Below are 13,564 nucleotides of genomic sequence, written 5' to 3'. Positions count from 1 at the left end.
AGGAAAATATGATGTGGTTAATAGAGAAGGTCATTTCAGCTGTTATTTCTTTTGTTGTAGGTGGATCTTTAACGCTTATTTTGACAAATAGAAAATATTTTAGATTATGGATAAGTACAAATATCGGAAAAGCTCGAGAAAAACAGGTAAGATTTAGTTTAGCTTATCTATTTAGGATAAAGATTGATGGGAAGTATTTACTAGTTAAAAATTCAAAAATAGCAAATCAATATCAACCAATTGGAGGAGTTTATAAAAAATTTGCTTCCTTTGATAACATCGCTAATGAATTGGGAGTAACTTATGAGAAAAAAACGAATTTTATAGTTTCAGATGATTTACGAGTGTATGTGCAGTCAAAGAATACGATAAAATTTGTTAAGTGGTTCCATACAAGAAAGAACAGAGAATTTAATGTAATAAGAGAGTTTTTTGAAGAGATTATAGATAAAAATATATTAGAAATTCAAAATCTAAAGGATATTGAATTTGAATTTATTAAAACTTATGATAGTGGTTTACATTATACAGAACAATTTGGTTCATATGAAATATTGTTACATGATATCTTTGAAGTAAGATTAAAATTAAATGATGTAGAAGAAAAGTTGAAACAATATATTGAGTCGTCATCTGACAATTATTTAATTTTAGTAGGACAAGATAACATTCTACAAAAATCGGTTACTATTGATGGTGTTGATTATAAAATTGGAGAGCAGACAAAAAATATTTTATAAATAAAACTTAAAGCTATAGGCGACTACTAAACATTCAATATCATTTTAAAAACAAGTTATTTACTGTATATAAACTATGTATTATGTATGGAATAATCAGTAAAGAAAGGAAAAATTAACATCATGATCAACCGTTACTCTCGCCCTGAGATGGCGAACATTTGGAGTGAAGAAAATAAATACCGTGCTTGGCTTGAGGTGGAAATCTTGGCTGACGAGGCATGGGCTGAGTTGGGGGAAATCCCTAAGGAAGATGTGGCTTTGATTCGCGAGAAAGCGGACTTTGACATCGACCGTATTTTGGAAATCGAGCAGGAGACGCGTCACGATGTGGTGGCTTTCACACGTGCGGTTTCTGAGACTCTTGGCGAAGAGCGCAAGTGGGTTCACTATGGTTTGACATCTACTGACGTGGTGGATACTGCCTACGGTTACCTTTATAAGCAGGCCAACGACATCATTCGTCGTGACCTTGAAAACTTCACCAACATCATCGCTGATAAGGCTAAGGAGCACAAGTTCACCATCATGATGGGTCGTACTCATGGTGTGCACGCTGAGCCTACAACTTTTGGTCTGAAATTGGCGACTTGGTACAGCGAAATGAAGCGCAATATCGAGCGTTTCGAGCATGCAGCTGCTGGTGTGGAAGCTGGTAAGATTTCTGGTGCGGTTGGAAACTTTGCCAACATCCCACCATTTGTAGAGAAATACGTCTGCGACAAATTGGGTATCCGTGCTCAGGAAATCTCTACACAAGTCCTTCCTCGTGATCTTCACGCTGAGTACTTTGCAGTTCTTGCCAGCATCGCGACTTCTATTGAACGCATGGCAACGGAGATTCGTGGTCTTCAAAAATCAGAACAACGCGAAGTGGAAGAGTTCTTTGCTAAAGGTCAAAAAGGGTCTTCAGCAATGCCTCACAAACGCAACCCTATCGGTTCTGAGAACATGACAGGTCTTGCGCGTGTTATCCGTGGTCACATGGTAACAGCTTATGAGAATGTAGCCCTTTGGCACGAACGTGATATCTCTCACTCATCAGCTGAGCGTATCATCACACCAGATACAACCATTTTGATTGACTATATGCTCAACCGATTTGGAAATATCGTCAAGAACTTGACGGTTTTCCCAGATAACATGATTCGCAACATGAACTCAACTTTTGGTCTGATCTTTAGCCAACGTGCTATGTTGACCTTGATTGAAAAAGGCATGACCCGTGAGCAAGCCTATGACTTGGTGCAACCAAAAACAGCCTACTCTTGGGATAACCAAGTAGACTTCAAACCGCTTCTGGAAGCCGATCCAGAAGTGACTTCACGCCTGACTCAAGAGGAGATCGATGAAATCTTCAACCCTGCATACTACACCAAACGAGTAGATGATATCTTTGAACGCATCGGTTTGGGTGACTAATTATAAAACAAAAAAGCGAGATTCAATCTCGCTTTTTTCTATTCTTATCGAAGAGGTTTAGTCTTCTTTTCTCTTAGTCAGTCCGTAGGCTGCTAGAGTCGCCATGAGGCCTGCTGCGACCAAACCTGCAGAGTCTTGACTTCCTGTTGCAGGGAGTTGTTTTTCATCTGCTTTGACAGTAGTTGGTGCAGTTTGCTCAGCTTTCTCAACGGCAGTGCCGACTTCAACGACTTGAGCGACCGCTTCCTGTGTTACCACGCTATTGACAAGAGTTCTTTCTTCCTTTCCATCAGCACTAGTGCTCACAGAGTAGAAGACGGTACGGCGACCATTTACTCCGGAAACGACGACTTGACTTTGTCCTTTTGGCAATTGCGGATTTTCACGTGTCACGGTAGTGAACGGAATCTCTTCTTCTTGGATGTCCAGTCTAGGTTTTTCTTCTGTGGCTGGGGCAAGACCGTGTTCATCCCCTACATGGGTAACAAGGGTTCCGACTTCAATGACTTGTGTCACTGCTTCTTGGGTCACAAGGCTATCTACAAGAGTTTTCACTTCCTTACCGTCAGCACTAGTGCTCACAGAGTAGTAATGACTGCGACGACCGTTAGCGCCTTTAGTAACGACTTGAGTCTTCCCTTTGAGTAAGAGTGGATTTTCATGTGTTACGGTAGTGAACGGAATCTCTTCTTCTTGGATATCCAGTCTTGGTTTCGCTTCGGTAGCTGGAGCAAGGCCACTTTCATCCCCTTTGTGGGTAATAGGGGCACCGATTTCAACCACTTGGATCACAGGTTCTTTGGTTACTTGGCTATCTAGAACAGTTTCTGTTTGTTGCCTATTTTCAGTAAGGACAGAGATGTAATGAGTGCGTTCGCCCTCTACACCTGGTGTGATGATCTTTTCCTGACCAGCTGGGAGATTTGGATTTTCCTTCTTGATAACTTCAAATGGAATCTTTTCTGCTCTTGTGATGAGTTCCGGTTTGGTTTCAACATTGGCAGCTAGTTCGTTTTCATCGAGGCTTCCTGAGTGGGTTGCTGCTGGTTTGAGGCCTAGGCGGGCTGCCTTGAGTTTGGCTACGAGAGCGTCTAACTCGGCTTGTTTGTTACGGTTGAGGTTGTAGTTGAGAGCTTCTTTAGCTGCATTTAGGGCATCCAAGCTTTCCTTACTGTATCCATCCAAGTTTGCAGGGATTTGAGCAAGTTCCTCACGGAGGGCATTGTAGTTAGCGCGGAAGTAGTCTTTGTTGTAATCTGCGAAGGCAGTCATGAGTTCAAAGATTTCTTCTTCCTTGTACTCAGCACTTGGTTTGTCTGCCCAGATAGCAAGCATGCTTCCGGTCGTCGGAAGGTCTACCTCTGGATACTTGGTAGAAGCAAGCTGGTTAAATGGCACTTTACCAGAGTTTTCAAGTGCCTTTGATAGTGGGTAGGCTTCGTCTGGTTTGTGATTACCTAGCACGTAGTACCAGTCTCCGTTGGTGTTGAGGAGTTTATAGCCTTTGCTTGCTAGGTACTGAGGCGTTGCAAGGTTGTAACCCCACCATCCCTTAGACCAGTAAGAGATGATGACATCCTTGTCAAACTCAACATCGTCCTTGTCCTCGTAGTAGAAACCATCGTTGAAGGCCATTGGTTGAAGACCTCTTTCTTTGGCCATAGCAGCAAGAGTGTTAGAGTACTCAGCAAACTTGCCATAGAGATTGTAGTATTTCAGATAATACCAGCCTTGAGCGTTGGTAGCATCATTGGCGTATTCGTCTGTACCGTAGTTAAAGATCTTAGTCTTGCCTGCAAAGAAGTCCATGTACTTGCCGATGAGGGCTTTGACAAAGTTCATCGCTTCTTCGTTTTCAAGGTCCATGGTTGTTTTGGATACCTTGTCGAAGTTGGCTTGAGGATTTTGGATACCCAATTTTTCCATAGCGACAAGCATGGCATCCATGTGACCAGGGCTGTTGATCGCTGGGATGAGTCCGAGGCCTTTTGATTTTGCGTACTCGATCAATTCAGTGATTTCAGCTTGACTAAGAGTGGTTCCGTTTGGATCATCGTAGTAAGCTTTTGTTCCTTCGATGATGGCCTTTTTGACATCGTCACTTGCATAAGTTTTGCCGTTAGCTGTGATGGTCATGTCATCAAGTAGGAAGCGAAGTCCGTCATTTCCTAGGAGAAGGTGCACATCAGAGTAGCCGAGTTCGCTCGCCTTGTCTACGATGCGTTTGAGTTGGTCAAGCGTGAAGTACTTACGTCCAGCGTCAATTGAGATCACCTTGTTCTTGGCAAGTTTTTCAACTTCGCGTTTCGCGTCTTCTTCTTTTTGAGCTTCTGGTGTGAAGGTCAAATTGCTAACAGCTTCTTGGAGTTTTGCGATTGCTTGGTCAATGGTGTCTTGTTGGGCACGGCTGAGGTTGCTATCGAGTGAGCGAATGGCTTTTTCAGCTTCTTTGACAGCTGCGACACTTTCTGCAGTATAGCGGTTAAGGTCTGTTGGTACTTCTTTCAGAGCTTGCTCAGCAGACTCATAGTCGGCAGCAAAGTATTCAGCATTGGCATTTGCGAAGCTGCGCATGAGTTTGAAGAGGCGTGATGGTGAATAACGTGCAGATGGTTCATCTGCCCAAGCAGCTACCATACCACCGATGAATGGAACGTCTGCTCCTTCAGATTTTGGTACAGAAGTGATTGGAGTGTTCTTGATACCATTGAGTCCTTGATCGAGGTTGTACCAGCCTTGACCATCTGCATTACGGCCGAGGACGTAGTACCAAGCATCGTTGGTATTAAGGATTTGGTGGCCTTTTTCAACTAAAAGTTTAGAAGAAGCGACATCGTATCCGCCCCATCCACCAGTCCACATAGAAACGATGATGTCTTTGTCAAAAGTACCAAAGCTAGTGTCGCTATTGTAGTAGATACCGTCGTTGAAGGCCATTGGTTTGAGTCCGTGAGATTTAACGATACGAGCAAGGTCATTGGCGTAGGCGATAAATTTCTCATATCCTCCTACAGGGTAGCCTTCGTTTGGATAGTATTTATCAGCCTGAAGAACGCTCCAGCCTTTGGCATCTGTAGCATCATTTGCATATTCGTCTAGTCCGATATTGAAAATGTCAGATTTGCCAGCGAAGTAAGCAGCATACTTGTCAATCAGAGCTTTGGTAAATGCAACTGCCTCTTTGTTATCAAGGTCAACAGTACGGGCAGATTCCTTATCAAAGTAGGTAAAGTTTGGATTTTGGATGCCTAGTTCTTTCATGGCATGCAAAATCGCATCCATGTGACCAGGGCTGTTTACGGTTGGGATGAGACCAATGCCTTTGTTTTTAGCATAGTTGATCAAGTCCGTCATCTGACTCTCTGTCAAATGGTTGCCGTTTGGATCCTTGTAATAGGCATCAGTTCCGTTTTCGAGTGCACGTTTGACATCTTCACTGGCATAGGTTTTACCGTTGGCTGTGATCGTCATGTCGTCCAGCATGAAACGCATGCCATCATTTCCGACTAAGAGATGGAGGTCAGTATAACCGTAGTGTTTGGCTTTGTCGATGATTTCTTTGAGTTGGTCTGGCGAGAAGTACTTGCGTCCAGCGTCGATTGAGATCATTTTTCGTTTTGCCAGTTTTTCATTTACTTGACTTGCTCGTTCAGTGCTCGGAGCGGTTACTGCAGGTGTGACGGTTTCATTTTTCTTGTCTGAAGAAGTGCTTTCGGCAGGAATTTCAGCTGGAGCAGGGCTTTCTTTCTCGGTAGTAGGAGTTGGAGCAGCATTTTCTGTCACAACTGGTGCGCTTGACTCTTCTGCTTTTGGAGCAACTGTTCGAGGAGCCTCCTGGTCTTCTTTGACCTCCTCTTTTACAGGCTCGTCAGCCTTTTCTTCCAATTTTTCTGGAACCTTGGAGTCTACAGCTTCCTTGGCTGCTTGAGGACTCTCCTGAATAGTTTGAACAGTTTCTTCAGCTGTTGGAGCTGGAGTAATCCCGTCAGCAGACACGACTTGGGTACCAAAAGCAAATCCTATGAGTACAGAAGCTGCTCCAATCGCGTATTTACGGATGGAGAAGCGCTGTTTCTTTTCTAGTTTCATGATAAAACCTCCTTGTTATTATGTTATATGATAACGTTTACACAAAACTGTTTTTATTTTATTATCTAAACTATAAAAAGTCAAGCGGCTTTATGAAAGAACTATAATAAATGGAGGAAATCATAAGATTTAGGAAAAAATTGTCAAAAAACTAAAAACAAGGAAAATCTAGCCAATATTTAACTTGTTTTTAGTAAAAGCACTACTAATTAAAGAATTACCCTTCGTCATATGTTCATACCAAGTGGTGCATGCTATAATGAACATAGAAAAAGCCTGAGCTAGGCTCAGGCTTTTTCTTAATGACCTCGGTTGCATGAGATGAATTTGATTTTGTAGTAGTCAGCTCGCTTATAAGTTTCGCTATAAGCCAAAACTTGACCAGTGGCCTCAAGTTTTGTAGTCTTTGTTTGGAAGACAGTTGGAAATTGTGTATCAATTCCCAACGTAGAAGCAGCATGCTCTGGTGTTGGGAATGCGATTTCGTTGATTTCCTCAAAATGCTCGTCAGTCATGTGAATGCGGTAATCCAGCTTGAAACGTTTATAGATAGAACTATAATAGTCAAGATTTGGATAGTTGGCGTTGATATATTGTTCGGGAATATAAGAAGTGTGGTAGATATAGGTCACGTCGTTAGTTTGACGTGTCCGTTCGATCTTGTAGTAGAACTGGTCTCCACGCAAACCAAGTTTTTCCAAATATTCAAGCTTATTTCCACGTTCGATAGAAAGGACAGTTACCTTATCGTCTTTTGTTTCAAAAATTTCTACGTCTGAAAACTCAACGAGTTTGTGCTTACGAGCGCGTGAAACAAAAGTTCCTTTTCCTTGTTGGCGGACAATATAGCCATCTTTGGCAAGGTCGTTCAAGGCACGAACAACTGTGATAGAACTGACATCATACATGGCGATCAACTCTGCTTCAGTATAAAACTTGTCTCCACTCGCAAATTGACCTGAGATGATTTTATTCTTGAGTTCGTCTTTAATATATTGGTATTTTGGAATAGCCATAATTGCACCTCAATTTTTTTCTTTCTCCTTCTTTGATTCTACCACAAACACAAAGAAAATAGTAGCATTTAGATGAAAAAATAACATAATACATTAAAAATATTATTTTGCACATATATAAAAGCGCCGTTAAAACAGAGGTCATGCAAAAGCCCTCATTTCATGCTATTTTTAGACAATTTTGGTAAAAAAGAAGTAAAAAAATAGAAAAATTTTAAAGAATTTTCTAAAACCTATTGACAAATGCAAAAGATTTGATTATAGTTAATATTATAATAAATGAAAGCGCAAACTTAATTCGTCAGAGGTAATAACATGACAAGATTTAAAATTGAGGACGATTTCTATTTAGACGAAAAACCGTTCAAGATTTTGTCCGGCGCCATTCATTATTTTAGGATTCCAGCAGAGGATTGGTATCATTCCCTCTATAACTTAAAGGCGCTTGGCTTTAATACAGTCGAGACTTATGTGGCTTGGAATTTACACGAACCTGTTGAAGGGGAGTTTGATTTTGAAGGTGCCAGAAATTTGGAGAGATTTCTTCAAATTGCACAAGATCTGGGTCTCTACGCCATTGTACGCCCGTCTCCATTTATCTGTGCGGAATGGGAATTTGGTGGCTTGCCGGCTTGGCTCTTGACCAAGGACATGCGAATCCGCTCGTCCGACCCGGCCTACATCGAGGCTGTTGCCCGCTATTATGACCAATTATTGCCAAGGCTTGTTCCTCGCCTGTTGGATAACGGCGGAAACATTCTTATGATGCAAGTCGAAAATGAATATGGCTCTTATGGAGAAGATAAGTCTTATCTACGAGCCATTCGGAAATTGATGGAAGACCGAGGGATTGATTGCCCACTCTTTACTTCAGATGGTCCATGGAGGGCTACTCTGAAAGCCGGAACCTTGATCGAAGACGACCTCTTTGTGACAGGGAACTTCGGTTCTAAAGCTCCGTACAACTTTTCACAGATGCAGGAATTCTTTGATGAGTATGGCAAGAAATGGCCCCTCATGTGTATGGAGTTCTGGGATGGTTGGTTCAACCGTTGGAAAGAACCCATCATCACACGGGATCCTAAAGAATTGGCAGAAGCTGTTCGAGAGGTGTTGGAGCAAGGCTCTATCAACCTTTACATGTTCCATGGTGGAACAAACTTTGGTTTCATGAATGGTTGCTCGGCTCGAGGAACTCTGGATTTGCCACAAGTCACATCTTACGACTATGATGCCCTTCTCGATGAAGAAGGAAATCCAACTGCTAAATACCTAGCGGTTAAGAAGATGATGGCAACACACTTCCCAGAGTATCCACAGTTGGAACCACTCTATAAGGAAAGCATGGAGATAGGGTCCATTCCATTGGCCGAAAAAGTTTCCTTGTTTGAGACCCTGGATAGTCTCTCTAGTCCAACTGAAAGCCTCTATCCAAAAGCGATGGAAGAACTTGGTCAAAGTTATGGCTACCTTCTCTATCGTACCGAAGCAAGTTGGGATGCAGAAGAGGAACGTCTCCGTATCATCGATGGACGTGACCGAGCTCAACTCTATGTAGATGGTCAATGGATTGCTACTCAATACCAGACAGAGATTGGTGAAGACATCTACTGTCAAGGCAACCGAGAAGGCTTTTCAGAGATTGACATCTTGATCGAAAATATGGGGCGTGTCAACTACGGTCATAAGTTCTTGGCAGATACGCAGCGTAAAGGAATTCGTACAGGTGTCTGCAAGGATCTACATTTCTTACTGAATTGGAAACAATATCCACTTCCACTGGATAATCCTGAGAAGATTGATTTTTCAAAAGGATGGACAGAAGGACAACCAACCTTTTACGCTTTCGACTTTACGGTCGAAGAGCCGAAGGATACCTACTTAGACTTGTCTGAGTTTGGTAAGGGAGTTGCCTTTGTCAACGGGCGTCACCTAGGGCGTTTCTGGAATGTCGGCCCGACCCTCTCACTTTATATCCCTCATAGCTATCTCAAGAAAGGTGACAACCGCATCATCATCTTTGAAACTGAAGGTGAATATAAAGAAGAGATTCATTTAACTCGTAAACCTACACTAAAACACATAAAGGGGGAAAACTTATGACAATTGTAGGATGCCGTATCGATGGACGTTTGATCCACGGTCAAGTAGCCAATCTTTGGGCAGGGAAACTAAATGTTTCGCGCATTATGGTTGTAGACGATGAAGTTGTTAACAACGATATTGAAAAGAGTGGTTTGAAACTTGCAACACCACCAGGTGTGAAACTCAGTATCTTGCCAGTTGAGAAAGCAGCAGCAAATATCCTTGCTGGTAAATACGATAGCCAACGTCTCTTTATCGTTGCACGTAAACCAGACCGTTTCCTTGGTTTGGTCGAAGCAGGTGTACCGCTTGAAACACTCAACGTCGGCAATATGTCTCAAACACCAGAAACTCGCTCTATCACACGTTCTATCAACGTGGTAGACAAGGATGTGGAAGATTTCCACAAACTAGCAGAAAAAGGTGTGAAACTCACTGCTCAAATGGTTCCAAATGATCCAGTTTCAGACTTTTTGAGCTTATTAAAATAGGAAAAAATTTTTAGGAGGTCATTGTTATGATACAATGGTGGCAAATTTTACTTCTCACTTTGTACTCAGCTTATCAAATCTGTGATGAGTTGACAATCGTTTCATCTGCAGGTTCCCCTGTATTCGCTGGTTTCATTACTGGTTTGATCATGGGAGATGTGACAACTGGTTTGTTTATCGGTGGTAGCTTGCAGTTGTTCGTTCTCGGGGTTGGTACCTTCGGTGGTGCTTCTCGTATCGACGCAACTTCTGGTGCGGTTCTTGCAACAGCATTCTCTATCTCTCAAGGTATTGATACAGATCTTGCGATCACAACAATCGCTGTACCAGTAGCAGCACTTTTGACATACTTCGACGTTCTTGGACGGATGACAACTACTTTCTTTGCACACCGTATTGATGCTGCGATCGAACGCTTTGACTACAAAGGTATCGAACGCAACTACCTACTTGGTGCGATTCCATGGGCTCTTTCTCGTGCCCTTCCAGTATTCTTCGCTCTTGCTTTTGGTGGAGAATTCGTACAAGGTGTTGTAAACCTTGTTAAAGAATACCAATGGGTTGCAGACGGTTTGACACTTGCAGGTCGTATGCTTCCAGGTCTTGGATTTGCAATCTTGCTTCGTTACCTTCCAGTTAAACGTAACCTTCACTACCTTGCAATGGGATTCGGTTTGACAGCTATGTTGACTGTTCTTTACTCATATGTAACAGGTCTTGGTGGCGCTGTTGCGGGTATCCTTGGTACTCTTCCTGCTGATGTTGCTGAAAAGATTGGCTTTGCTAACAACTTCAAAGGTTTGTCTATGATCGGTATCTCTATCGTAGGTATCTTCCTTGCAGTTGTTCACTTTAAGAACAGCCAAAAAGTAGCTGTAGCAGCACCTTCTACACCATCAGAAAGTGGGGAAATCGAAGATGACGAATTCTAATTACAAACTTACAAAAGAAGATTTTAATCAAATTAACAAACGTAGCTTGTTTACTTTCCAATTAGGTTGGAATTACGAACGTATGCAAGCTTCTGGTTACCTTTACATGATCTTGCCTCAATTGCGTAAAATGTATGGGGATGGAACTCCTGAATTGAAAGAAATGATGAAAGTTCATACTCAATTCTTCAATACTTCACCATTCTTCCACACAATTATCGCTGGTTTTGACCTTGCCATGGAAGAAAAAGATGGTGTAGGTTCAAAAGATGCCGTTAACGGTATCAAGACAGGTTTGATGGGACCATTCGCTCCTCTTGGAGACACAATCTTTGGTTCACTTGTACCTGCTATCATGGGATCTATCGCAGCAACTATGGCTATCGCTGGCCAACCATGGGGTATCTTCCTTTGGATCGCAGTTGCAGTTGCTTATGACATCTTCCGTTGGAAACAATTGGAATTTGCATATAAAGAAGGGGTTAACCTTATCAACAACATGCAAAGTACTTTGACAGCTTTGATTGACGCTGCATCTGTACTTGGTGTCTTCATGATGGGTGCTCTTGTAGCAACAATGATCAACTTTGACATTTCTTACAAATTGCCAATCGGTGAAAAGATGATTGACTTCCAAGACATCTTGAACTCAATCTTCCCACGCTTGCTTCCAGCAATCTTTACTGCCTTTATCTTCTGGTTGCTTGGTAAGAAAGGTATGAACTCTACTAAAGCGATCGGTATCATTATCGTTCTTGCAGTAGGTCTTTCATTCATCGGTAAATTCTTGCTTGGAATGGGCGCATAATTTATGAGCAAATCATTAATTTTGGTGAGTCATGGTCGTTTCTGTGAAGAACTTAAAGGTAGCACTGAAATGATCATGGGTCCACAGGACAACATTCATGCAGTGGCTCTTCTTCCAGAAGATGGCCCAGAAGAATTTACTGCAAAATTTGAAGCTGCTATCGAAGGATTGGATGATTTCCTAGTCTTTGCGGACCTTCTCGGTGGTACACCATGTAACGTGGTAAGCCGTTTGATCATGGAAGGTCGCGACATCGAACTCTACGCAGGGATGAATCTTCCAATGGTGATTGAATTTATCAATGCCAGCCTTACAGGTGCAGATGCGGACTACAAGAGCCGTGCTGCAGAAAGCATCGTAAAAGTCAATGATTTATTAGCAGGCTTCGATGATGACGAAGATGAATAAGATGTGACTTAGAGCATCTTATATAGAATATACATGGGAATGGGAGTCACTCCCATTCCCATATTTTCAATAGGAATGAAACAACAATAGATTAGAGGAACTCTATGCTAAATTACACAAAAGAAGAATTACTTGAACTGGGTGCAGAAATCACGACTCGTGAAATCTACCAACAGCCTGATGTATGGAAAGAGGCTTTTGAAGCCTATCAAGCAAAACGGGAAGAAATTGCAGCCTTTCTGAAAGGAATCGCTGATAAACATGACTATATCAAGGTTATCTTGACGGGTGCTGGTACGTCTGCTTATGTGGGAGATACCTTGGTACCTTACTTTAAGGAAGTCTATGACGAACGCAAATGGAATTTCAATGCCATTGCGACAACAGATATCGTTGCCAATCCAGAAACTTATTTGAAAAAAGATGTGGCGACTGTCCTTGTATCCTTTGCTCGTAGTGGAAATTCGCCTGAAAGTGTGGCAACTGTTGACTTGGCTAAAGCCTTAGTGGATGAGCTTTATCAAGTGACGATTACTTGTGCAGCGGACGGGAAATTGGCTCTTCAAGCCCATGGCGATGAGCGCAATCTTTTGCTCTTGCAACCAGCCGCTTCTAATGACGCTGGATTTGCCATGACTTCTAGCTTTACGTCCATGATGCTAACAGCTCTCTTGGTCTTTGATCCTACAGAATTTGCTGTGAAAGCTCAACGTTTTGAAGTTGTGACTAGCCTTGCGCGTAAGATTCTAGACAATGCAGAAGATGTTAAAGAGCTAGTTGACCTAGACTTTAATCGTGTCATCTACCTGGGTGCTGGTCCTTTCTTTGGACTTGCTCATGAAGCTCAGTTGAAGATTTTGGAATTAACAGCTGGTCAAGTGGCGACTATGTATGAAAGCCCAGTCGGCTTCCGTCACGGTCCAAAATCATTGATCAACGAAGATACAGTTGTTTTGGTATTTGGTACAACGACAGACTACACTCGCAAGTACGATTTGGACTTGGTTCGTGAAGTTGCTGGTGACCAGATTGCTCGTCGTGTTGTGCTTTTGAGTGATCAAGCCTTTGGTCTTGAAAATGTCAAAGAAGTAGCCTTTGGCTGTGGTGGAGTCTTGAATGATATTTACCGTGTCTTCCCTTACATCATTTATGCCCAACTCTTTGCCCTTTTGACTTCGCTTAAAGTGGAAAACAAACCAGATACACCGTCTCCTACAGGTACAGTAAACCGTGTGGTACAAGGTGTTATCATCCACGAATATCAAAAGTAAGGAAATGTCTATGAGTAAATTACAATTAAGTCCCAATAAAGTAGCCTGCTTGCAAAAACTCTCTGACGAGAATGGCATTATCTCAGCTCTTGCCTTTGACCAACGTGGTGCTTTGAAACGCCTCATGGCTCAATACCAAACAGAAGAACCAACAGTTGCTCAAATGGAAGAACTCAAAGTCTTGGTAGCAGATGAATTGACAAAATACGCATCCTCTATGCTCCTTGACCCTGAGTATGGTCTTCCAGCTACTAAAGCCCTTGATCCAAATGCTGGTCTTCTCCTTGCTTATGAGAAAACTG

Annotated in this window: 10 protein-coding genes and 1 pseudogene; 9 read left to right on the top strand and 2 right to left on the bottom strand. The window is 42.3% G+C overall.

Annotated features, from left to right (window positions below; translation table 11 throughout):
- Positions 1 to 8: 8 nt before the first annotated feature.
- On the top strand, positions 9 to 740 hold the full coding sequence (locus tag D8802_RS08875; RefSeq protein WP_125395579.1) for an SMODS-associated NUDIX domain-containing protein: 732 nt from the start codon (positions 9 to 11) through the stop codon (positions 738 to 740).
- A 123-nt stretch (positions 741 to 863) separates the two neighbouring features.
- Entirely contained in the window at positions 864 to 2,162 is a 1,299-nt protein-coding gene (gene purB / locus D8802_RS08870) for an adenylosuccinate lyase (RefSeq protein ID WP_125395578.1), read from the top strand.
- A gap of 57 nt (positions 2,163 to 2,219) precedes the next feature.
- Here purB and strH read toward each other — a convergent pair whose 3' ends face one another.
- Both strH and D8802_RS08860 read right to left on the bottom strand, forming a co-directional pair.
- Positions 2,220 to 6,251, bottom strand: coding sequence for an LPXTG-anchored beta-N-acetylhexosaminidase StrH (strH, locus tag D8802_RS08865; RefSeq protein ID WP_125395577.1), 4,032 nt, complete (start codon positions 6,249 to 6,251; stop codon positions 2,220 to 2,222).
- 299 nt (positions 6,252 to 6,550) lie between these two features.
- Positions 6,551 to 7,267 carry a GntR family transcriptional regulator gene (locus tag D8802_RS08860; RefSeq protein WP_125395576.1) on the bottom strand — a complete coding sequence of 239 codons (717 nt, stop codon included), beginning with the start codon at positions 7,265 to 7,267 and terminating at the stop codon, positions 6,551 to 6,553.
- Positions 7,268 to 7,582: 315 nt separating this feature from the next.
- On the opposite strand from D8802_RS08860, the gene D8802_RS08855 reads away from it, so the two are divergent.
- The 7 genes and pseudogenes from D8802_RS08855 to D8802_RS08825 form a co-directional block, all read left to right on the top strand.
- Positions 7,583 to 9,370, top strand: a complete 1,788-nt coding sequence (locus D8802_RS08855) for a glycoside hydrolase family 35 protein (protein ID WP_125395575.1) — start codon at positions 7,583 to 7,585, stop codon at positions 9,368 to 9,370.
- Positions 9,367 to 9,843 (top strand): PTS sugar transporter subunit IIB, encoded by a 477-nt coding sequence (locus D8802_RS08850; protein ID WP_000156968.1) that lies wholly within the window; start codon positions 9,367 to 9,369, stop codon positions 9,841 to 9,843. Before D8802_RS08855 ends, D8802_RS08850 begins: the two co-directional genes overlap by 4 nt.
- 26 nt (positions 9,844 to 9,869) lie before the next feature.
- The gene (locus D8802_RS08845) at positions 9,870 to 10,775 is read left to right on the top strand and encodes a PTS mannose/fructose/sorbose/N-acetylgalactosamine transporter subunit IIC (RefSeq protein WP_125395574.1); all 906 of its coding nucleotides are present in this window, start codon (positions 9,870 to 9,872) and stop codon (positions 10,773 to 10,775) included.
- Positions 10,762 to 11,583: a PTS system mannose/fructose/sorbose family transporter subunit IID gene (locus tag D8802_RS08840; RefSeq protein WP_000185284.1), complete on the top strand. Its 822-nt coding sequence runs from the start codon at positions 10,762 to 10,764 to the stop codon at positions 11,581 to 11,583. The genes D8802_RS08845 and D8802_RS08840 overlap by 14 nt, the downstream gene beginning before the upstream one ends.
- 3 nt (positions 11,584 to 11,586) lie before the next feature.
- Positions 11,587 to 11,991, top strand: coding sequence for a PTS sugar transporter subunit IIA (locus D8802_RS08835; RefSeq protein WP_000045700.1), 405 nt, complete (start codon positions 11,587 to 11,589; stop codon positions 11,989 to 11,991).
- Positions 11,992 to 12,095: 104 nt separating this feature from the next.
- Positions 12,096 to 13,262 (top strand): SIS domain-containing protein, encoded by a 1,167-nt coding sequence (locus D8802_RS08830; protein ID WP_125395573.1) that lies wholly within the window; start codon positions 12,096 to 12,098, stop codon positions 13,260 to 13,262.
- 10 nt (positions 13,263 to 13,272) lie between these two features.
- Positions 13,273 to 13,564: pseudogene (locus tag D8802_RS08825) on the top strand (tagatose-bisphosphate aldolase); the annotation flags it as partial.

This window comes from Streptococcus oralis, assembly GCF_003943395.1.
Classification (GTDB): Bacteria; Bacillota; Bacilli; order Lactobacillales; family Streptococcaceae; genus Streptococcus; species Streptococcus oralis_BF.
The sequence above is the reverse complement of the archived record's forward strand: the minus strand, read 5'-3'. Positions and strand labels throughout refer to the sequence as shown.

Coding starts and splice junctions, on each gene's coding strand:
- D8802_RS08845 (WP_125395574.1), top strand. CDS start 9,870: ATGATACAATGGTGGCAAATTTTACTTCTCACTTTGTACTCAGCTTAT.
- D8802_RS08835 (WP_000045700.1), top strand. CDS start 11,587: ATGAGCAAATCATTAATTTTGGTGAGTCATGGTCGTTTCTGTGAAGAA.
- D8802_RS08855 (WP_125395575.1), top strand. CDS start 7,583: ATGACAAGATTTAAAATTGAGGACGATTTCTATTTAGACGAAAAACCG.
- strH (WP_125395577.1), bottom strand. CDS start 6,251: ATGAAACTAGAAAAGAAACAGCGCTTCTCCATCCGTAAATACGCGATT.
- D8802_RS08860 (WP_125395576.1), bottom strand. CDS start 7,267: ATGGCTATTCCAAAATACCAATATATTAAAGACGAACTCAAGAATAAA.
- D8802_RS08850 (WP_000156968.1), top strand. CDS start 9,367: ATGACAATTGTAGGATGCCGTATCGATGGACGTTTGATCCACGGTCAA.
- D8802_RS08840 (WP_000185284.1), top strand. CDS start 10,762: ATGACGAATTCTAATTACAAACTTACAAAAGAAGATTTTAATCAAATT.
- purB (WP_125395578.1), top strand. CDS start 864: ATGATCAACCGTTACTCTCGCCCTGAGATGGCGAACATTTGGAGTGAA.
- D8802_RS08830 (WP_125395573.1), top strand. CDS start 12,096: ATGCTAAATTACACAAAAGAAGAATTACTTGAACTGGGTGCAGAAATC.
- D8802_RS08875 (WP_125395579.1), top strand. CDS start 9: ATGATGTGGTTAATAGAGAAGGTCATTTCAGCTGTTATTTCTTTTGTT.